This is a genomic window from Streptomyces sp. NPDC045998 (genome assembly GCF_056430285.1).
The window spans coordinates 164,813-184,177 of record NZ_JBWKLJ010000005.1 but is presented as its reverse complement, the minus strand read 5'-3'; the positions used below and the strand labels follow the sequence as shown (position 1 = coordinate 184,177).

Genomic DNA, 19,365 nt, shown 5'->3' with positions numbered 1-19,365 from the left:
CGGATCAGGGGTTCAGCACCAGCTTCGACGTGTCGTTCCGGTGGTTCGGGTCGAAAGGCAGGGGCTGGGTGCCGTACGGGGGCTTCAGGGCCACCGTGCCCGCGGAGCCGGTGATGACGGTGTCGATCCGCAGCTCGAAGGGGAACGTCACGGTCTGGTTCTCGGCCACCCACATGGGCAGGTCGCACACATAGCGCGGGGCACCGGTGCGCCCGCCCTCGTACCAGTCGCCTTCGAGGGTGCGGGGCTGGCAGACCTCCGGTACGGACGTGACGGTGGCACCCTTGGGGACGGTGAGGTCGACCGCGGCCACCGGGTCACCGGAGCGGAGGTTCGCGATCCACGCCGGGCCCCGGTTGCGGAAGGTCAGCGCCGCCTTGACGGTCTCGCCCGCCGCGCCGCTCGCCTTGGCGCCGCGGACGGCGAAGTCGGCGGTGTTGACGGCGCGGACGTCGACGCCCGCGCCGTTGTCCCCGGGGGCCAGGTCCTCTGCGCCGCCGCGCGCCTCGACGTTGATGTCGAGCCGCTCGCTGTAGGCGTACGGGGCCACCGTGGCGCGCAGCGGCTCGGGCAGCGTGAAGCTCGCGCCGGGCGCGAGGACGTCGTCGAACGCGCAGTCCACCCGGGTGAAGGGCGCGACGGTGCCGCCCTCGCCTACCGGGGTGCTGGTGCACCGGGGGTCGACCGTGCCGAGGTCGAGGCCGCGCGTCGCGTAGAAGGTGGCCTGGAGGCCGTTGGCGGGCTGGTTGCCGTGGTTGACGACGGAGAAGGGCACGGGCACGGTGCTGCCCGGCTGGACCCCCTCGGCGGACACGGGCCCCTCCAGGACGAGGTCGGGCCCGGTGCCCACCTTGACGGTGGTCTCGTACCCCTCACCCGCCGTGAGCTGACCGCCCTCCATCGTGGTGGCCGCCGTGGCGCTGTAGGTGATGCGCCCGCTGGCCCCGACGGCCGCGTCGGTGACGGCCCGGATCCGGAGGGGCACCGAGGTGGTGCCCGTGAGCGGCACCTCCGGCACGCTGCACACGGCGGTGGTGCCGGAGGGCGCGCAGTTCTCGGGCCAGACGACCTCGGCGACGCCGGCCAGTCCGGAGACGTCGACGGTGAGGCGGCCGTCGGTCACCTGGAAGCCGCTGTGGTCGTGGTAGAGCCCGAGGCCGAGGGTGCGGGTCGCGGGCTCCTGTCCGGGGCCGGCCGCCGTGGGCACCACGGTCTCGTACGGTGCCACGATCCACAGCTGGTCGCTGTCGGCGAACGCCGGCGTGGCCATCCCCACGGTGACCAGCCCGGCCGCGGCCATGCACACGGCGCCGAGGCGCACGGTGCGGCCACGGACTCGCCTGGCGGAAGGGGTCGGCGTTGTCATGTGACTCCCTGCGGTGTTCGGCGGATCCGCTCGCCGGATCCGCTCCTGCGGTGATCCGCCGAGTGGATCACCGCAGTACTGGACCACCGAGACTACCGAACAGTTGTACGCATCGGCCGCACAAGCTGGTTGACGTCCCGTCACGGGCGTCACGCCACGGCGAGGACCTTCCGGCGGCGGATCACCAGGGACATCAGGGCCGCCGCCGCGCACAGGGCGCCCGAGGCGTACCAGACCACGTCGTACGAGCCGAAGACGTCGCGCGCCACACCGCCCGCGAAGGCCACCAGGGCCGCGCCGACCTGGTGGGAGGCGAGCACCCAGCCGAAGACGATGGCGCTGTCGTCGCCGTAGTGCTCACGGCACAGGGCGATCGTCGGCGGCACGGTGGCCACCCAGTCCAGGCCGTAGAAGACGATGAAGAACACCATCGGCGGGTGCACGGACGGCGCCAGCAGCATGGGCAGGAACAGCAGCGAGACACCGCGCAGCGCGTAGTACACCGCCAGCAGCCGCCGTGCCTCGAAGCGGTCGGTGAACCAGCCGGAGGCGATGGTGCCGACGACGTCGAAGACGCCGATCACCGCGAGCAGCGAGGCGGCGGCCGTGATGGGCATCCCGTGGTCGTGCGCCGCCGGGACGAAGTGCGTCTTCATCAGGCCGTTCGTCGAGGCGCCGCAGATCGCGAAGGTGCCGGCGAGCAGCCAGAACGGGCCGGTGCGGGCGGCCGAGAAGAGGATGGTGACGGCGCGGCGGGCCGCCCCCGGGACGGGCGCGGGCTTGGCGACGAACTCCGGTGCCCCGTACGGCGCGAGGCCCACGTCCGCCGGGTGGTCGCGCAGCAGCAGCCAGACGAAGGGGACGACGGCGAGCGCGGACAGCGCCACCGTGACCGCGGCCGGGCGCCAGCCCTCGTGCTCCACCAGCCAGGACAGCAGCGGAAGGAAGACCAGCTGCCCGGAGGCCCCGGCCGCCGTGAGGACGCCCGTCACCAGGCCGCGCCGGGCCGTGAACCACCGGTTGGTGACGGTCGCGGCGAAGGCGAGCGCCATGGAGCCGCTGCCGAGTCCGACGAGGATGCCCCAGAACAGCACGAGTTGCCACGCCGCCGTCATCCACACGGTGAGCAGCGAGCCGGCCGCGATGACGCTCAGCGCGACGGCGACGACGCGGCGGATGCCGAACCGGTCCATCAGCGCGGCGGCGAACGGCGCCGTCAGGCCGTACAGCGCGAGGTTGACGGAGACGGCGAAGCCGATCGTGCCGCGCGACCAGTCGAACTCCCGGTGCAGCGGCTCGATCAGCAGGCCGGGCAGCGAGGCGAAGGCGGCGGCGCCGATGATCGTCACGAAGGTGACGGCGGCGACGAGCCACGCGCGGTGGATGCGGGGCGGGCGAGGAGGGCGGACGCCGGTACGCGGAAGGGCGTCAGGGGCTGCGACGTGTGCGGGAGTTGTCTGGGTCACGTCATCCACCTTGCCGGGCCGTTGAACCGCCGACCACTGGCCCGAATGACAGCTTTCACTATGATCGGGCCATGGCCCTTCCGCAGCGGCACCGCGTCGTCGTCCTCGCCCTCGACGGTCTCCTCCCCTTCGAACTGGGCATTCCCCACCGCATCTTCGGCCTCGCCAGGACCGGCGAAGGCCACCGCCTGTACGAGACGGTCACGTGCGGTGTCACCGGCGCGCCCGTGCAGACCAATGCCGACTTCGCCATCTCCGTCGCCCACGGACCCGAGCTGCTCGCCACCGCCGACACCGTCGTCGTCCCCGCCTCGTACGAACTGGGCCCGGTCTACGAGGAGGGCAGGCTCACCGGCGAACTGGCCGCCGCGCTGGCCCACATCCGGCCCGGCACCCGCCTCGTCGCCATCTGCACCGGGGGGTACGTGCTCGCCGCCGCCGGGTTCCTCGACGGGCGGCCGGCCACCACCCACTGGGCGCACGCCGACCACTTCCAGCGGCTCTTCCCCACGATCAGGGTCGACGCGGACGTGCTGTTCATCGACGACGGCGACGTCCTGACCTCCGCCGGGGTGGCCGCCGGCATCGACCTGTGCCTGCACATCGTGCGCCGCGACCACGGCGCGGCCGTCGCCAACGACGTCGCGCGCCGCACCGTCGTACCGCCGCACCGGGACGGCGGCCAGGCGCAGTACATCCAGCGCCCGGTGCCCGAACCGGCGCAGCGGGCCACGACGACCGATGCGCGCGCCTGGGCGCTGGCCCACCTCCACGAGCCGGTCCAACTGCGCGACCTCGCCGAGCGGGAGGCGATGAGCGTCCGCACCTTCACGCGCCGCTTCCGCGAGGAGGTCGGCGTCAGCCCGGGCCAGTGGCTCACCCAGCAGCGCGTCGAACGCGCCCGCCACCTCCTGGAGTCGACCGACCTCTCCATCGACCAGGTGGCCACGGACTCCGGGTTCGGCACCGCCCAGTCGCTGCGCCAGCACTTCCAGGCCGCGCTGGGCGTCCCGCCGACGGTCTACCGGCGTACGTTCCGCACGGGCGGAGACGGAACCGGGAAGGGTGGCGGCGCACTCGTGCGCACCCCGAGCACGGCACGGCGGCCGCCACCGCGGCGATCCGCGTTCGCCGAGGACGACGACACGGGTGTCGTCACGTCCTCGGCGTCCCCTCGCCGCGTATCGCCGATCCCAGAGTGATCAGGCGGCCACGCGACGTCAACGGCTATTCGAGGGGTGCACCGTGCGGGGCCTGGGTGTGACGGCGCACGAAGGCTCGAAAGCCCCCGGCTCACGCGCCCCTCGGGTCACCACGGGTGCGCCCCGGTCGACCTCGCACCAGATGCGCTTGCCGGCCCCCTCGGCCTGCCATCCCCACCGGTCGGCGAGGCCGTCGACCAGTTCCAGGCCCCGCCCGTTGGTGTCGTCGCCGTCGGCGTGGCGGGGGCGCGGCGGGCAGGAGCTGCGGTCGGCGACCTCCACCCGCACCGTCCCGGCCTCGGCGGATCCGGCCCCGAAGAGCATGCGCAGCACGGCCGGACAGCCGGTGTGCACGACGGCGTTGGTGACGAGCTCCGAGATGAGCAGCACCAGCGTCTCGGCCAGCGGCTCGTCCTCCCCTATCCCGGAACCGGCGAGCCGGGACCGCGCCCATCTACGCGCGCGCCCCACCTCCGCGGGATCGGGTCCGATCTCCAACTGAACCTGAAGCACCTGCACCGCTCACACCATCCGAACCGGCGGACACATCGCCTCGCGCCTCACAGCGACCACAGCCGAAACAGCCGTCACTGAACGTGATTTCCCTGTGGGACAGCATGGTTGACGTACAGTCACCGCAACAAGCGCTTCGGGCATATTCCCGCGCGAAGGAGTACGGGTGGGGCATACTGTGCGACGCACACGGCGGGTAGTCGAACAGGGGCGCGCATCGGCGCCGGAACGCCCCGGTCTGTGCACCACTCGCATCTCACCGAGCGTACCGGAGCGGGAGGGCGGCCCGGGGTTGTGACGGGTGCGGCGAGGACACAACCCGGTATCGGCGCGCGGTCACTGGCGGTGACCGTCGCGCGCTCCCCCGGCCCGTCAGCCCTCCCGCGTGACGAAGTAGCGGGCGAAGGCCGTGACCGCCTCCTCCGGGTCGACGCTCCCGCTGCGGTCCACGTCCAGCGACTCCGCCGTCAACGCCGCGGTGTGCGGCTCGACTCCGAGGACCCGCAGGGCGCGCTCCAGCCCGTCGACCTCCGCGCGGCCGTCGCCGTCACCGTCGGCGACCGCGAGCACGGCGCACACGAAGGGCCGGGCGATCTCGGCGAACCGGTCCGGGTTGTCCCGCAGGCGCTTGACGGCACCGTGGACGAACTCCGCCCGCGTCACCCGCTGGTCGCCGTCGACGTCGGCGATGCCGGCCAGTCCCTGCCAGAACGCCTCCGCCCCGACCGACAGCGCCTGGCCCTTGTCCGAGCGGAACGGGGTGCCGAACGCGTCGAGCAGCCGGGAGGCCGCGGTGGTGAAGTCCTCGCGGGAGATATACCCGTTGCCGTCCTGGTCGAAGGCGTCGAACCGGTCGGCGATCCGGCGCTGGTACAAGTCCTCTGCGTCCATGCCCGGGAGGGTACGTCGCGAAGGGGTCGGCGTCACGCGGAGAGCGGCTCCGCCTCGTCGGCGGTGGCCGCGTCGACGTCCGCGTACACGGCGAACAGCCGCCGTACGCCCAGGGCCGCGAGGACCCGGTTGACGTGGGACCCGTCGACGGCGCCCTGCGCGGGGAGTATCAGGCGCAGCCGGCCGCGGCAGGAGTGCAGCAGACGGCGGGCGGCGATGAGCACGCCGACGCCGCTGGAGTCGCAGAACAGCACCTGGGACAGGTCCAGGACGACGTCGTGGCGGCCGGCGGCGACGGCGTCGTGGACACGGCGGCGGATCACGGGCGAGGAGACCAGGTCCAGTTCGCCGCTGATGTGCAACACGGTCCAGGCGCCGTGCTCGGCTTCGTTCACCGTGAGCGTCGTCACGCGCCGCACCTTTCGTCGTCGAACCGGAGGCGTCGCTTCCTTTCGCGGGCTGCTGCCCAGCCCGCCCGCACTGAAACCCCCTTCGCACGGTCTGACGGTTTCCTGGGCAAAGCCGGGTGCGTTGTCCGTGGCGCCCACTACATTCGAAAGGAGTCGGACCGGGAGGGCTCCGTATGGCGAAGGACACACCACCGCGCTGGGACCGCAGGATGCAGCAGCGCCTCGCGCGCGGCGAGGCGGCCGCGCTGGGTGAGCTGTACGACCGGTTCGCCTCGCTCGTCCACAACACCGCGCACCGCGTCCTCGCCGACGAGGACGCCGCCGACCAGGTGACGCGCGAGGTCTTCGGCTACGTGTGGGAGAACCCCGACGCGTACGACCCGCGCCGCGAGGGCTCCATGCGCTCGTGGATAGCGCGGCTCACGCGCAGCCAGGCCGTACACCGGCTGCGGCAGGCGGAGGCGGCGGCGTTCACGGAGCGCGGCGAGGGCACGCCGGAGGAGCTGGAGCAGAAGGTGCGGCGCGCGGCGGTGGCCGCCCGCGCCGACTACATCGTGCAGTCGATGCCCGCGCCGCTGCGCCAGGCGCTGGAGCTGGCGTACTTCCAGCGCCGGGACTACCGCCAGACGGCCGCCGACCTCGGCGTGACGGAGGACGAGGCCCGGCGCCGGCTGCGCCTGGGGCTGCAGTTGCTCTCCACCGCGAACACCCGGCCGGTGGACGGGCGGGCGCTGTGACGGGGCCTCTGGACGGCGGCAGCCGGGACGACGGGGAGGACGAGGTGCGGGGCGCGCCGCGCATACCGGCACCGCGCCGGGCCGCCGACGACTACGACCCGCTGCCTCCGCCGCCCGCACGGGAGCCCGGCCCCGTACCGGAGGCGGAGCCCGTAGCGGAGACGGGTCCCGTGCCGGAAACGGGTCCCGTGCCGGAGCGCGGGCCGGCGTCGTCGTCGCCGCCGGCGCTGCCGCACACGGTGCTCAAGTCGTTGCTGGGCGCGTGGGCGCTGGCGGCCTGCTCGGTCGAGGAGACGGCGGCCGTCGAGGCCCACCTGACCGAGTGCGCGCCGTGCGCGGACGAGGCGCTGCGGCTGCGCGACGCGGTGGCGCTGCTCCACCACGAGCGGGACCTGGACCTCGACCCGCTGCTGCGCTCGCGGGTGCTGGAGAACTGCCTGGGCCGCCGCCCGGCCCGCATCCCGGTGCCCGACTGGGCCGGCCCGTACGACGCGGAGACCGCGCGGCTCGACGCGCTGCTGCGGGACATCGGTGACGCGGACTGGCACGCGCCGGTGCGGCTCAAGTGGTTCGAGCAGGAGCGGCAGGTCGGCCGCCGGACGACGGTGGCCGGGGTCATCGGGCACCTCCTGGCGGTGGACGGGCTGGTCGGATCGGCGCTCGGCCTGGGCGACCCGCTGGTGGCGGAGGCCCCGGGCAAGCCGCCGGGCCCGCCCGCGCCGGTCGACCCGTCGGAGCGCACCGAGGCGTACTGGCGCGCCGCGCACCACCCGCCCACGCGCGCGATCCGCGAGCCGTGGCGCGACCAGAGCCACACGCTGATCCGCACCGTCTCCTTCGCCGGGCACGGCGTCGGGGATCTGTCCGTGTCGTACGGCGACTTCGCGCTGCCGATGCGGGACTCGCTGCTCGACCGGGCCTTCGAGTGCTGGGTGCACGCGGTGGACATCGCCAACGCCGTCGACTACCCCTACGAGCCGCCCAGCGGTACGCACCTGCACAGCATGATCGACCTCGCGGCGCGCCAGCTGCCGGCCGCGCTCGCCCACCGGCGCCGGGCCGGGGTCGCGGCCCCGCCCCGCCGGCTGGTCGCGGCCGGCTCCCCGGGCCGCTCGCTCCACCTGGAGGTCGAGGGCTCCGGTGGCGGCCACTGGTACATCGCGCTGGACTCCCCGGCGGCGGTGGGGTGCGCCGAGGAGTCGGTCGCACTGGTGGCGCTGGACGCGGAGGAGTTCTGCCAGCTGGTGGCGGGCCACGTCTCCCCGGAGGAGGCGGCCGTGGGCCAGGACGGCGACCGCGAGGCCATCAAGGACGTGCTCTTCGCCGCGGCCTCCCTGAGCCGGCTGTAGCCGACCGGCCCGGGAGGACGCGCAGGGGTTCCCGGACGTTCCCAGACGTGCAGGGCTTCCTACTCGAAGACGACCGTGCGGCGGCCGTTGAGCAGGATGCGGCGCTCCGCGTGCCACTTCACCGCGCGCGCCAGCGCCTGGCACTCGACGTCGCGGCCGATCGCCACCAGCTGCTCCGGGGTGACCTGGTGGCCCACCCGCTCGACCTCCTGCTCGATGATCGGGCCCTCGTCGAGGTCGGCCGTCACGTAGTGGGCCGTCGCGCCGATCAGCTTCACGCCGCGCGCGTGCGCCTGGTGGTAAGGCTTGGCGCCCTTGAAGCTCGGGAGGAAGGAGTGGTGGATGTTGATGACGCGGCCGCTGAGCTGCTTGCACAGGTCGTCCGAGAGGACCTGCATGTACCGGGCCAGCACGACCAGCTCGACGTTCTCGCCGCGCACCAGCTCCAGCAGCTGCGCCTCCGCCTGCGCCTTGGTGTCCTTCGTGACCGGGATGTGGTGGAAGGGGATGTCGTACGAGGCGACGAGCTCGGCGAAGTCGGTGTGGTTCGAGACCACGGCCACGATGTCGACGGGCAGGGCGCCGATCCGGGTACGGAAGAGCAGGTCGTTCAGGCAGTGCCCGAACTTCGACACCATCAGCACGACCCGCATGCGCTCGTCGGCGCGGTGGATCTGCCAGTCCATGTCGAAGGAGTCGCCGACCGCCGCGAAGCTGGCGCGGAGCTTCTCCACGGTCACCGGGGCCTCGGCCGTGAAGTGCACCCGCATGAAGAAGAGACCCGAGTCCCGGTCTCCGTACTGCTGACTGTCCTCGATGTTGCAGCCGGTGATGAAGAGGTAGCTCGACACGGCGTGCACGATGCCCTGTTTGTCAGGGCAGGAAAGCGTGAGGACGTACTGGTCAGTCATCCTCGCAGGATGCCACATTCCGCCGGCGCTCCCCGCCCCCGGTCCGGGAAGCGGACGCCGCCCCCGCGCGGGACCGCGCTACGCCGCACCCGTCATGATCCGCAGCACGTCGAGCGGGCGCGGCGGCTCGTCCGGGTCGTCCCCGTCGTTCACGGCGAGCCGTACGTGCGCGTCCCGCGCCGCCCGCACCGCCTCCGGCCAGCCGTGGTGCGCCATGTACGTGGCGACCGGGGCGTCCGCACCGACCTGGTGCATGATCCGCAGCACCCGCAGCACGGCCACGTCCACCAGGGCGGCCTCCGCCGAGTCCCGGAATATGGTGCCGACGTACTTCTCGGCGGACCAGTTGTCCAGCCAGGTGTCCTCCACCAGCCGGTACACGGCGTCGGTGACGTCCCCGTACCCCTCACGGCCGGCCAGCCAGCACTCCTGGTGGAACACCGGGTCGGAAAGCATGTGCAGCGCGGAGCGGACGTTGGTGCGCCAGCGCCACCACGGCATGTCGTTGAGCGGCATGCCGCCCATGGTGGAGGAGCGACGGCCGCGACGGGAAGAGTTCACGGAACTGGACACGTTTCGATCGTACGTTCCCCCGCAGTACGGACAGACCGCACCCCGTAATTCACCTCGTCGTCACCGAGCGTTGAACCTTCCACACTGCCGCGTTACCCATGGGGCGGAATTGTGCGGGGCATGACCGGTAGCGGTAATGGCAGGTTCGGCCTCACCCTCAAGGCCGCGACGGCACTCGTCTCGGCCTGTCTCGTCACCGGCTGCGGGGCGATCCCTGGAGCCACGGGGGGCTCCAGGGACCCCGTCACCGTGATGACCTGGGCGCCGGAAGGCACCCGCGCCACCAACATGCCCGGCATGCCCGCCATGGCCCAGGCGTACGCCCGCTGGGTCAACGCCCGCGGCGGCATCGACGGCCACGAGCTCCGCGTCCTGACCTGCAACGAGCGCAACGACCCGGCCGGCGCCGCCGCCTGCGCCCGGCGCGCCGCCGAGGAGGGCGCGGTCGCGGTCGTCGGCTCGTACAGCCAGCAGGGCCGCGCCTTCATGGCGCCGCTGGAGGCCGCCGGCATCCCGTACATCGGCGGGTACGGCGTCTCCGACGACGAGTTCACCAGCTACCTCTCCTACCCGGTGAACGGCGGCCAGCCCGCGCTGCTCGCGGGCAACGGCATGCAGCTCGCCGAGGCGTGCGAACGCGTCTCGCTCGTCCGGCCCGATTCCGTCACCGGCGACAACCTGCCGCACCTGGTCAACTCCGGCCTCGCCCACCGCCGTCACCGCCTGGCCACCGACATCCCGGCCGCCGAGGACGCCGGCGAGTACGCGGCCGAGGCGATGCAGTCCCGCGACCGGGCCGGCGAGAAGGGCGGCTGCGTCACCGCCGCGCTGGGCGAGCGCACCGCCAACTTCTTCGACTCCTTCCGCCGCCTGCCCTCCGACGGGCGCGACGTCAAGGTCTCCTCGGTCCTCGGCAGCGTCGACCAGCCGCTCGTCGACCGCACCGGCGGCGCGAACGGCCCCTTCGAAGGCGCCTACATCACCGGCTGGTACCCGGAGGCGGGCGATCCGGCCTGGGCCCCCATGCGGCAGGTCATCCGCGAGCACGCCTTCGGCGACAACCGCATCGACCCGGCCGACGCGGGCGTCCAGACCACGTGGATCGCGTACACCGTCCTGCGCCGGGTGATCGAGGCCCTCCGGACGGAGGAGATCACCGCCTCCAAGGTCACCCACGCCCTCGACCGCGGCGTGGAGGTCGACACCGGCGGCCTCACCCCGAGGCTGCGCTGGCGCTACGAGGACATGCTCGGCACGCCGGGCTTCCCGCGGATAGTGAACCGGGACGTCACCTTCCAGGTCGTACGCCAAGGGCGGCTGGTCGCGCAGAAGAAGGGCTTCGTCGACACGGGCCCGACCCTGCGCGAGGCGCGCTCGCTCTGACGCTCCTTCCGGCGCTCCCTCAGAGCTGGTGGGGCTGGCGCGCGGTCAGGCCGTAGCTGGCGGCGATCTTGTTCCACAGCGTGGAGGCCTGCCGCTTGGCGGCCGTGGCCTCCCCGCTCGCCACGTTGGCCCGGGCGGTCTCGGCGGTGTTGCGCGCGCGGCCGTCCTTGCAGCCCTTCTTGTCCTTCACCTGTGTCGCCCAGGTCGCGTAGTGGTCGTCGGCGGACGCGGACGCCTGCCACGCCTTGGTGAGGGCGGCGGTCAGCGCGGCGTGGTCGGGCAGCTTGTCGACCTTGAGCCCCTGGAGCTTGGTCACCAGCCCCCGGCGCTGGCCCGCGGCCCCGCGCAGGTCGCTGGCGGCCTGGTCGAGCTTGTCGCACCGCTTGATGTTCTCGACGGAGCGGATCACCGCGTCCCGGCTGCTGCTGCTCTCGGCGAGCAGCTTGTCGAGCGCCTCGGCCTGCTCCTTGACCGGGTCGGCGGCGGCCTCGGGGGCGCTGCCGTCGGCGGGCGCGGGCGACGTGGCCCCGGCGACGCTGGTGTGGTCACCCGTGCCGCCGCCCGCGTCGCCGCCACCGCCGCTGAGCAGCGCTCCGGCGCCGAGCCCGACGGCCGCGCAGCCGACGACGACTCCGGCGATGAGCATCACCTTCGGCCTGCGCCGCGACGCGGGCCGCGGCTCGTCGTACGCCTCCTGGTACGGCGGCTGGTGCTGCGCGTGCTGCTGATGCTGCGCCTGCTGGTGGTGTTGCGCGGGCTGCTGGTACGCGGGTGTCCGCGGGTACTGCTGCTGCGGCATGTGCTGCGTGGCGGCCGCGCCCGCGTTGTCGCGGAAGAGGTTGTCGAACTCGGCAGGCGGCTGCCGCTCGTCGGGCGTCCCGGGCCGGATGCCGTACGGCGCGCCGGACGGCTGCGGCGGGACGGGCGGCAGGTACGCCGTCGCCTCGGCGTCCGGCCCGGCGGGCGGCACCGGCCGGGCGACGGGCGGTATGTACTGCGTGGCGTCCGCGTCGGAGGCCCCGCGGGCGGGCATCTCCGGTGGCAGCGGCTGCGCGACCGTGCCGTACTGCGGCTGTTGGTGCTGCTGAGGCGGCTGCTGGGGCTGGTGCTGCTGTGGCGGCAGCGGCTGCTGGGGCTGGTGCTGCTGATGTTGCTGCGGCGGGTACTGCTGGTGCTGCTGCTGGTACGGCCCCGGCTGGTACGCCCCGGGCTGCTGCGGCGGCTGGTGCTGCGGCCCCGGCTGCTGCGCCTGCGGAGGAGCCTCCTGCCCGCCGCCCGGCGGACCCCAGGGCCCGCCCCACGGCTGGCCCCCGGCCGGTCCCGCACCCGCCGGACCCGGACCCTGGCCCGCGCCCCAGGTCTGGCTGCCCTCGGCGGGCAGCACGACACCTTCGTGCGCGGGCCGCGCCGCCGGAAGGTGCGGCTCCTGACCCTGTCCGCTCTGCGTCACCGGGACTCCTACGTGTGTACCTACGGAATCGTCGGTTCACGCTACCGGGTGACTCCCGGCCCGCGCACACCTGTGTGGCGGCAGTAACAAGAACCCTTTCGCGGACGCTGTTAAGCCGTGGTGCCGGGCGGGCGTCAGGCCGCCTGGAGCTCCAGTCGCGCGCCGAATTCACGGACCGCCGGCTCGTCCGCGTACGGCTCCAGCCGGTGCTGGAGGTCCTCCAGGTACTCCGCGCCGCGCGTCGAGCGCAGCGTGCCGAGCAACTGCGCGGCGCGCGTGCCCGTGTGGCAGGCCTGTTCGACCTCGCGCTGCTGGAGCTCGGCCGTGGCCAGCAGGACCAGGCCGATGGCGCGCCGCCGCGCCCGCGACTCCGGGTGCCCGTCGAGCGCGTCGCCCGCGGCCCGTGCCGCCTCCGCCGGGCGCCCCAGGTCCCGGTAGCAGTGCGCCAGTTCGTCGGCGAGGTACGCGTGGTCGAAGTGCGCGATCCACGCCGGGTCGTCGCCCGATTCCGGGTCGGCCCGGTCCAGCGCGGCCACCGCCCGGCCCACCACCTCCTCGCAGGTGCGCGCGTCGCCGAGCAGCGCGTGCCCGCGCGCCTCCGCCGCCAGGAACATCGCCTCCGCCCGCGGCGGCACGTGCCCGCGCGCCCCCTCCTGCGCGGCCCGCGCCAGCTGGGCGATCTCCCGCGGGTTGCCGAGCTGGGCCGCCAAGTGGCTCATGGACGCGGCCAGTACGTACCCGCCGTACCCGCGGTCCCCCGCCGCCTGCGCGAGCCGCAGCGCCTGGATGTAGTACCGCTGGGCCAGCCCCGGCTGGCCGGTGTCCACCGCCATGTACCCGGCGAGCTCCGTCAACCGGGCGACCGCGCCGAAGAGTTGCCGCCCGACGGCGTCCCGGTACGAACCCGAGAGCAGCCCGGACACCACGCTGTTGAGGTAGTGCACGACCACGGGCCGTACGTGCCCGCTGCCGAAGCGGTGGTCCAGCTCCACCAGCGCGTCCGTCATCGCCCGTACCGCCTCGACGTCGGACGTCCCGACCCGCGCCCCGGTCTGCCGCGCCACATGGGCGTCGGCGCCCGTGATGAGCCAGTCGCGGCTCGGCTCGACCAGCGCGGAGGCGGCGACCGTCGAACCGGACAGGAAGTCGCGCCGGCCCACGTCGCTGCGCCACAGCTCGCAGACCTGCTCGATGGCGCCGAGCACCGTGGGCGCGAACTGCAGGCCCACACCGGAGGCGAGGTGCCTGCCGTTGGCCATGCCGATCTCGTCGATCGTGACCGTGCGGCCCAGCTTGCGGCCCAGCGCCTCGGCGATGATGCCGGGGGCCCGCCCGCGTGGCTGCTGGCCGCGCAGCCAGCGCGCCACCGAGGTCTTGTCGTACCGCAGATCGAGTCCGCGCTCCTGCCCGACCATGTTGACGCGGCGGGCGAGCCCGGCGTTGGAACACCCCGCTTCCTGGATGAGAGCCTGCAGCCGTTCGTTCGGCTGACGGGCGACGAGCGGCCTCGCTGCCATGACTACCCCCTGTTGCGCCGGTGATCAGTCCGTTGATCACTGCCCGGCTGATATGCGAAGAATGCAGAAGTTGACGTCGGATCGCTGCCTTGTGCCGAGACAGGCGTCATGCCATGCAATGCCGGTCAATGACGCGCATTGCCATGCAATGACGTGCAATACCTTGCATTGACAGGAGATTGCCATATGTATGGCACGGCTCCCACCGACTGTGGCTACCCGCCGCCCGCTCCCGGCCCTCCCGCGCGCCCCCGGTCGTGCATCCATGCGCCCCGGATGCCGAATCGATGCTCCTCCGCCTCCCCGCCCGCGCCCCGTAACCCCCCGGTTGACCGGTAGTTGAGCTGTCCGTGGAAGAGACCATCGGAGTCACGGACGCCGCGCGGATCCCCCTGCAGCGAGGCGAGCAGCTGCTGGACGCCGCCGTGCGGTACGCGGAAGAGCGGCACTGGGAGGTGTTCCCCGGCACCTGGCTGGAGCCGGTGGACGGTACGGAGCGGTGCTCGTGCGGCGAGGCCGCCTGCCCCGCGCCGGGCGCGCACCCGGCCCGGCCGGACTGGGCGACGCAGGCGACGGGCAGCGCCGTCGCGGCGCGCCGCATGTGGGGGAAGCAGCCCCGGGCGTCGATCCTGCTGCCGACGGGGCGGACGTTCGACGCGCTGGACGTGCCGGAGGCGGCGGGGTTCCTGGCGCTGGCGCGGATGGAGCGGATGGACCTCACGCTCGGCCCGGTGACCTGCACGCCGAACCGCCGAATGCAGTTCTTCGTCCTGCCGGGCGGCGCGGGCAAGGCGGCCGATCTCGTACGGAAGCTGGGCTGGTCGCCCACCTCCATCGACCTCGTCGCGATGGGCGAGGGGAGTTACGTCGCGGCCCCGCCGACCCGGGTCGGCGGCCACGGCGCGGTGCAGTGGGCCCGCCGCCCGACGCCCGCCAACCGCTGGCTGCCCGACGCCGAGGAGCTCATCAGCCCGCTGGCGTACGCGTGTGGGCGCGAGGCGGCCGCTGCCCGCTCCCGGAAGGCCTGACCAGCGGAAACTGCCGGGCCCCGCCCCTGCGCCGGCCCGGGCCCCGTCCGTAGGCTGACCCCGTTACCAACAGGTACGTACATACGGGGACTACGGAAGGCAGTGACCATGCCGGACGATGACGAGATGAGGGGCGCCGCGCCCGCCGTGCGGGTCGAGGGTCTGGGGAAGAGGTTCGGCGACCACGTCGCCGTGGCCGGGATCGATCTGCTGCTGCCCGCGGGCCGGTTCATCGGGCTCGTGGGGCCGAACGGCGCGGGCAAGACCACGACGCTGTCCATGGTGACGGGGCTGCTGCGGCCCGACCAGGGCCGGGTGGAGGTGGCCGGGCACGACGTGTGGCGCGACCCGGTCGAGGTGAAGGCGCGGATCGGTGTGCTGCCCGAGGGGCTGCGGCTGTTCGAGCGGCTGTCGGGCCGTGAGCTCCTCGCGTACACCGGGCGGCTGCGGGGGCTGCCGGGGGACGAGGTGGACAAGCGGGCCGCCCAGCTGCTGGACGTGCTCGACCTGGCGGGTTCCCAGCACAAGCTGGTCGTGGACTACTCGACCGGGATGCGCAAGAAGATCGGCCTGGCGGCGGCGCTGCTGCACAACCCCGAGGTGCTCTTCCTCGACGAGCCGTTCGAGGGCGTCGACCCGGTGTCGGCGCAGACGATCCGGGGGGTGCTGGAGCGGTACACCGCCTCCGGCGCGACGGTGGTGTTCTCCAGCCATGTGATGGAGCTGGTGGAGTCGCTCTGCGACTGGGTCGCGGTGATGGCGGCCGGCCGGATCCGCGCCCAGGGCACGCTCGCCGAGGTACGCGGCGAAGCGCCGTCCCTCCAGGCCGCGTTCCTGGAGCTGGTGGGCGCGCAGGGGCGGGACGCGGGCGAGTCGCTCGACTGGCTGGGCGGTGGCCGGTGATCTCGGTCTTCGTACGGCTGAAGCTGTCGCTGCTGCGCAACGGGCTGCGGCAGTCGGCGGGGCGCACGGCCGTGTACGTCACGTCGATGGTGCTCACGCTGGTGTGCGCGGCGGGGCTGCTGCTCGGCTTGGTGCTGCTGCGCGGGCATGCGCAGGCGGCCGCGGTGGTGGTGCCGCTGACGGCGTTGCTGGCGCTGGGGTGGGCGGTGGCGCCGCTGTTCTTCCCGGGCGGTGACGAGACGCTCGATCCGACGCGGCTGGTGATGCTGCCGCTGCGGCCGGGGCCGCTGGTGCGGGCGCTGCTGGTGTCGTCGCTGGTGGGCATCGGTCCGCTGTTCACGCTGTGTCTGGCGGTGGGCGCGGGGCTCGCGTTGGCGCACGGTGCGGTCGCCGTGGTGGTGGCGGTGGTGGCCGTGCCGCTGGTGCTGCTGGTGTGCGTGGCGTTGGCGCGGGCGGTCGCGGCGGCGAACATCCGGCTGCTGACCTCGCGCCGGGGGCGGGACCTGGCGGTGCTGAGCGGTCTGCTGATCGCGGTGGGCGCCCAGGTCGTCAACTTCGGGGCACAGCGGCTCAGTCGGTCGGGCGGCCTCGCTGAGCTGGAGCCGCTCGCGGAGGTGGTGCGGTGGATCCCGCCGGCGTCGGCGGTCGGCGCGGTGGAGTCGGCGGGCGAGGGCGCGTACGGGGAGGCGGCGGCCGGGCTGCTGCTGTCCGTGGCCGCGCTGGCCGGCCTGGTGTACGCGTGGCGGCGCAGCCTGGTGCGGCTGATGACGGCGCCGGACGGCTCGACGCTGGCGGCGGCCTCGCGCCCGTCGCGCCGCGAGTCGGCGGCTTCGGCGGGCTCTTCGACGCGGCTGTGGCCCGGGGGGCGTACGGGCACGGTGATGCAGCGGAGCCTGCGCTATGTGTGGCGGGACCCGAAGACCAAGGCGGCGTGGGTGACCTCGCTGGCGATCGGTCTCATCGTGCCGCTGTTCAACGCCCTGCAGGGCACGGGCTCGGTCTACTTGGCGTGCCTCGCGGCCGCGATGCTCGGCATCCAGATGTACAACCAGTTCGGGCAGGACACCTCCGCCTTCTGGATGGTGGCGATGGCGATCTCCTCGACGCGGGACGCCTACGAGGAGCTGCGGGCGCGCGCAGCCGCGCTGCTGCTGATCACCGTCCCGTACGTGGTGCTGGTGACGGCCGTGACGGCCGCGATCCTGGGCGACTGGGCCGTGCTGCCGGAGGCGCTGGGCCTGTCCTTCGGGGTGCTGGGCGCGATGGTGGGCACGGGCGCGCTGGCGTCGGCCCGCTTCCCGTACTCGATCCCGCAGGACAGCGGCTACAAGAACGTGGCGCCGGGGCAGGCGGGGCTGGCGTGGATGTCGCTGCTGGGCGGCATGCTCGCGGCGACGGTGCTCAGCGCGCCGCTGATCGCGCTCACGGTCACGCTGCACGTCACCGGCGCCGCGTCCTGGCTGTGGCTGCTGCTGCCGCTGGGCGTCGCCTGGGGGGCCCTGCTCACCTGGGCGGGGGTGCGGCTGGCGGCGCCGCGCACGGCGGAGCGCCTGCCGGAGATCCTGGCCGCGGTCAGCAAGGGCTAGCCGGCGCCGGGGCCGAGCCCGGCGAGAAAGGGCTCCAGCACAGCGCGCCAGGCCTCCGGGCGTTCGTAGTGGAGGAGGTGGCCGACGTCGGGCACCTCGGCGTACTGGCCGTGGGGCAGGACGCGGACCATCTCCTGCGCCTCCGCGCGGCCGAGTTCTCCGTCGAGGCCCCGGACGACGAGGGCGGGGCAGGAGACCTGGGCGAGCGCGTCCCAGTGGGCGTCGTGGACCCAGGTCTCGCGGGAGGTGAGCATCTGGCGGCGGGAGAAGAGCGGGTACCAGCCGTCCTCGCGCTCGGCCATCACCTCGGCGAAGAACTCACCGCGCGCGGGGCTGGGGCGCTCCAGCCGGGGGTCGTCCTCGCCGAACCACTTGCGGACGTCGGCGAGGGTGGCGAAGGGGACGGGCCAGGAGCCGAACCACTGCTCCCACTCGCGCTGGGAGGCGGCACCGAGGGCGGAGGCGCGCATGTCGCAGATGACGAGGGCGCGGACCAGGTCGGGGCGCTCGGCGGCGAGCTGCCAGGCGGTGAGGGCGCCCATGGAGTGGCCGACGAGGATGGCGGGGCCCAGGCCGAGCTGCTCGATCGCGGCGGCGGCGTCGGCGACGTACGCCTCGCGGGTGAAGGGGCCGTCGGCGGGCTTGTCGCTGCGGCCGTGCCCGCGCTGGTCGAGCGCGACGGCGCGGTGCCGCTCGGCGAGCCAGCGGGCGGTGGTGGCCCAGTGCGAGGCGCGGCCCATCAGGCCGTGGAGGAGCAGGACGCCCGGGACCGCTTCGCCCGCCGCCTGGTCCTTGGGCGGGTCGGCGAACTCCCAGGCGGCGAGGCGTAAGCCGTCGGCCGCGGTCAGGTCGATGCGTCGCACCATGCGTCCTGGCACCCCCTTCTCTCTCGTGTGTCTCGCTGTCTCGTACCGACGCCCACAGTATCGAACTCGTATTCGAAAATCGGGTTCCGGGGCATAACACCGCTCGTTCGAGTGACGCCGCTCAAGGATTGACGGGCGTGACCGAGGGGAGATCTTCATCGGGAGGCGGGCCGCTCGGGGAAAACCGGCCCGAGGGGGATGACCCTGAGAGCTCGGGGCTCCGGGTCAGCACAGGGGAGGCAAGGCCCCGGCGCCGAAAGGCGCCGGGGCTTTCCGTATGCCCATGCCAGCGGGGCACGCGGCGTGGCCGCGCGCCCCGGATGCCGGTGCGGCGCATCACCTGCTCCCTCCCCGGGCCCGCGGCCCCGGCGCTCACGCCCTCAGGTCATATGCCGAGCCAAGCGTGGCACGCGGAAGGGTGCGTGCGCTGCGATTCCGGAAGTAACCGCAGGTAAGCCGCCTAGGCCTGTCTTTTCGATCAGGCCCTAGCGCTTGGCGACGAAGACGTGGGACGCGACGTCCGCGCCCAGCTCCGCGGCCTCGCCGCCGCTGCCGACCAGCACCCCGCCGGGGGATTCCGTCACGCTGACCACCGAGCCGGGCTGCACGCCCGCGCGGCGCAGCGTGTACATCAGCTGGGCGTCCGTCTGGATCGGCTCGCCGATCCGGCGCACCACCACGGTCTTGCCCTCCGCGCCCGCGTCGAGCTCGGCCAGCGACACCATGCCCTCGTCGAGGAACGCCTCCGCGCCGGCCTCCTCGCCCAGCTCCTCCAGGCCCGGGATCGGGTTGCCGTACGGCGACTCCGTGGGGTGGCGCAGCAGCTCCAGGACGCGGCGCTCGACGGCCTCGCTCATCACGTGCTCCCAGCGGCACGCCTCCGCGTGGACCTGCTCCCACTCCAGGCCGATCACGTCGACGAGCAGGCACTCGGCGAGCCGGTGCTTGCGCATCACGCGGGTGGCCAGGCGGCGGCCCTCCTCCGTGAGCTCCAGGTGGCGGTCACCGGCCACGGTGACCAGGCCGTCGCGCTCCATGCGCGCGACCGTCTGGCTGACGGTCGGCCCGCTCTGGTCGAGCCGCTCGGCGATGCGGGCGCGCATGGGCACCACACCTTCCTCCTCCAGCTCGAGGATGGTGCGGAGATACATCTCCGTGGTGTCGATCAGTCCGGACATACATGCCCCTCGATTCGTGCGCTGGCCCTGCCTCAA

General features: G+C 73.5%; 18 protein-coding genes. 7 read left to right on the top strand and 11 right to left on the bottom strand.

Annotation, left to right across the window (positions count from 1 at the left end):
- Positions 1-4 precede the first annotated feature (4 nt).
- Positions 5-1,366 carry a COG1361 family protein gene (locus tag AC07FJ_RS17325; protein ID WP_479049771.1) on the bottom strand — a complete coding sequence of 454 codons (1,362 nt, stop codon included), beginning with the start codon at positions 1,364-1,366 and terminating at the stop codon, positions 5-7.
- Between the two features lie 149 nt (positions 1,367-1,515).
- Positions 1,516-2,832, bottom strand: a complete 1,317-nt coding sequence (locus tag AC07FJ_RS17320) for an MFS transporter (protein ID WP_479049769.1) — start codon at positions 2,830-2,832, stop codon at positions 1,516-1,518.
- Between the two features lie 71 nt (positions 2,833-2,903).
- Between AC07FJ_RS17320 and AC07FJ_RS17315 the strand changes: the two genes are divergently transcribed.
- Positions 2,904-4,034, top strand: a complete 1,131-nt coding sequence (locus AC07FJ_RS17315; RefSeq protein WP_479049767.1) for a GlxA family transcriptional regulator — start codon at positions 2,904-2,906, stop codon at positions 4,032-4,034.
- An 18-nt stretch (positions 4,035-4,052) separates the two neighbouring features.
- Here AC07FJ_RS17315 and AC07FJ_RS17310 read toward each other — a convergent pair whose 3' ends face one another.
- The 3 genes from AC07FJ_RS17310 to AC07FJ_RS17300 form a co-directional block, all read right to left on the bottom strand.
- Positions 4,053-4,553 (bottom strand): ATP-binding protein, encoded by a 501-nt coding sequence (locus AC07FJ_RS17310; RefSeq protein ID WP_361417774.1) that lies wholly within the window; start codon positions 4,551-4,553, stop codon positions 4,053-4,055.
- Between the two features lie 366 nt (positions 4,554-4,919).
- On the bottom strand, positions 4,920-5,438 hold the full coding sequence (locus tag AC07FJ_RS17305) for an EF-hand domain-containing protein (protein WP_479049765.1): 519 nt from the start codon (positions 5,436-5,438) through the stop codon (positions 4,920-4,922).
- Positions 5,439-5,470: 32 nt separating this feature from the next.
- Positions 5,471-5,848 (bottom strand): STAS domain-containing protein, encoded by a 378-nt coding sequence (locus tag AC07FJ_RS17300; RefSeq protein ID WP_361417768.1) that lies wholly within the window; start codon positions 5,846-5,848, stop codon positions 5,471-5,473.
- A 173-nt stretch (positions 5,849-6,021) separates the two neighbouring features.
- Here AC07FJ_RS17300 and AC07FJ_RS17295 point away from each other — a divergent pair, with 173 nt between their 5' ends.
- A complete protein-coding gene (locus AC07FJ_RS17295; protein ID WP_468293673.1) occupies positions 6,022-6,585 on the top strand; it encodes a sigma-70 family RNA polymerase sigma factor in 564 nt (187 codons plus the stop codon).
- Positions 6,582-7,934, top strand: coding sequence for a maleylpyruvate isomerase N-terminal domain-containing protein (locus tag AC07FJ_RS17290; RefSeq protein ID WP_479049763.1), 1,353 nt, complete (start codon positions 6,582-6,584; stop codon positions 7,932-7,934). The genes AC07FJ_RS17295 and AC07FJ_RS17290 overlap by 4 nt, the downstream gene beginning before the upstream one ends.
- Positions 7,935-7,993: 59 nt before the next feature.
- Here the strand turns inward: AC07FJ_RS17290 and purU are convergent, their stop codons facing one another.
- Together purU and AC07FJ_RS17280 are read right to left on the bottom strand one after the other, a co-directional pair.
- Positions 7,994-8,845, bottom strand: coding sequence for a formyltetrahydrofolate deformylase (purU, locus tag AC07FJ_RS17285; protein WP_361417759.1), 852 nt, complete (start codon positions 8,843-8,845; stop codon positions 7,994-7,996).
- A 78-nt stretch (positions 8,846-8,923) separates the two neighbouring features.
- Positions 8,924-9,370: an SCO4402 family protein gene (locus tag AC07FJ_RS17280; protein WP_355355663.1), complete on the bottom strand. Its 447-nt coding sequence runs from the start codon at positions 9,368-9,370 to the stop codon at positions 8,924-8,926.
- A 168-nt stretch (positions 9,371-9,538) separates the two neighbouring features.
- On the opposite strand from AC07FJ_RS17280, the gene AC07FJ_RS17275 reads away from it, so the two are divergent.
- Positions 9,539-10,801 carry an ABC transporter substrate-binding protein gene (locus AC07FJ_RS17275; protein WP_479049761.1) on the top strand — a complete coding sequence of 421 codons (1,263 nt, stop codon included), beginning with the start codon at positions 9,539-9,541 and terminating at the stop codon, positions 10,799-10,801.
- A gap of 19 nt (positions 10,802-10,820) precedes the next feature.
- Here AC07FJ_RS17275 and AC07FJ_RS17270 read toward each other — a convergent pair whose 3' ends face one another.
- On the bottom strand, positions 10,821-12,251 hold the full coding sequence (locus AC07FJ_RS17270; protein ID WP_479049759.1) for a hypothetical protein: 1,431 nt from the start codon (positions 12,249-12,251) through the stop codon (positions 10,821-10,823).
- Between the two features lie 134 nt (positions 12,252-12,385).
- On the bottom strand, positions 12,386-13,768 hold the full coding sequence (locus AC07FJ_RS17265; RefSeq protein WP_479049757.1) for a transcriptional regulator: 1,383 nt from the start codon (positions 13,766-13,768) through the stop codon (positions 12,386-12,388).
- A gap of 350 nt (positions 13,769-14,118) precedes the next feature.
- On the opposite strand from AC07FJ_RS17265, the gene AC07FJ_RS17260 reads away from it, so the two are divergent.
- The 3 genes from AC07FJ_RS17260 (at position 14,119) to AC07FJ_RS17250 (ending at position 17,285) form a co-directional block, all read left to right on the top strand.
- Entirely contained in the window at positions 14,119-14,796 is a 678-nt protein-coding gene (locus AC07FJ_RS17260; RefSeq protein ID WP_479049755.1) for a bifunctional DNA primase/polymerase, read from the top strand.
- A gap of 108 nt (positions 14,797-14,904) precedes the next feature.
- Positions 14,905-15,699, top strand: coding sequence for an ABC transporter ATP-binding protein (locus AC07FJ_RS17255; RefSeq protein WP_479049753.1), 795 nt, complete (start codon positions 14,905-14,907; stop codon positions 15,697-15,699).
- Complete coding sequence (locus AC07FJ_RS17250; protein ID WP_479050189.1) at positions 15,678-17,285, top strand: transporter; 1,608 nt, start codon at positions 15,678-15,680, stop codon at positions 17,283-17,285. The genes AC07FJ_RS17255 and AC07FJ_RS17250 overlap by 22 nt, the downstream gene beginning before the upstream one ends.
- Here the strand turns inward: AC07FJ_RS17250 and AC07FJ_RS17245 are convergent.
- On the bottom strand, positions 17,282-18,151 hold the full coding sequence (locus AC07FJ_RS17245; RefSeq protein WP_479049751.1) for an alpha/beta fold hydrolase: 870 nt from the start codon (positions 18,149-18,151) through the stop codon (positions 17,282-17,284). The two genes, AC07FJ_RS17250 and AC07FJ_RS17245, sit on opposite strands and share 4 nt — an antisense overlap.
- A gap of 485 nt (positions 18,152-18,636) precedes the next feature.
- Positions 18,637-19,329 (bottom strand): iron-dependent transcriptional repressor DtxR, encoded by a 693-nt coding sequence (locus AC07FJ_RS17240; RefSeq protein WP_355355346.1) that lies wholly within the window; start codon positions 19,327-19,329, stop codon positions 18,637-18,639.
- Between the last annotated feature and the right edge of the window lie 36 nt (positions 19,330-19,365).

What these genes read in the sequence shown, in the direction of transcription:
- AC07FJ_RS17325 (WP_479049771.1), bottom strand. Translation starts at nt 1,366, where the DNA reads ATGACAACGCCGACCCCTTCCGCCAGGCGAGTCCGTGGCCGCACCGTG.
- AC07FJ_RS17315 (WP_479049767.1), top strand. Translation starts at nt 2,904, where the DNA reads ATGGCCCTTCCGCAGCGGCACCGCGTCGTCGTCCTCGCCCTCGACGGT.
- AC07FJ_RS17305 (WP_479049765.1), bottom strand. Translation starts at nt 5,438, where the DNA reads ATGGACGCAGAGGACTTGTACCAGCGCCGGATCGCCGACCGGTTCGAC.
- AC07FJ_RS17295 (WP_468293673.1), top strand. Translation starts at nt 6,022, where the DNA reads ATGGCGAAGGACACACCACCGCGCTGGGACCGCAGGATGCAGCAGCGC.
- purU (WP_361417759.1), bottom strand. Translation starts at nt 8,845, where the DNA reads ATGACTGACCAGTACGTCCTCACGCTTTCCTGCCCTGACAAACAGGGC.
- AC07FJ_RS17280 (WP_355355663.1), bottom strand. Translation starts at nt 9,370, where the DNA reads ATGGGCGGCATGCCGCTCAACGACATGCCGTGGTGGCGCTGGCGCACC.
- AC07FJ_RS17275 (WP_479049761.1), top strand. Translation starts at nt 9,539, where the DNA reads ATGACCGGTAGCGGTAATGGCAGGTTCGGCCTCACCCTCAAGGCCGCG.
- AC07FJ_RS17265 (WP_479049757.1), bottom strand. Translation starts at nt 13,768, where the DNA reads ATGGCAGCGAGGCCGCTCGTCGCCCGTCAGCCGAACGAACGGCTGCAG.
- AC07FJ_RS17255 (WP_479049753.1), top strand. Translation starts at nt 14,905, where the DNA reads ATGCCGGACGATGACGAGATGAGGGGCGCCGCGCCCGCCGTGCGGGTC.
- AC07FJ_RS17245 (WP_479049751.1), bottom strand. Translation starts at nt 18,151, where the DNA reads ATGGTGCGACGCATCGACCTGACCGCGGCCGACGGCTTACGCCTCGCC.
- AC07FJ_RS17240 (WP_355355346.1), bottom strand. Translation starts at nt 19,329, where the DNA reads ATGTCCGGACTGATCGACACCACGGAGATGTATCTCCGCACCATCCTC.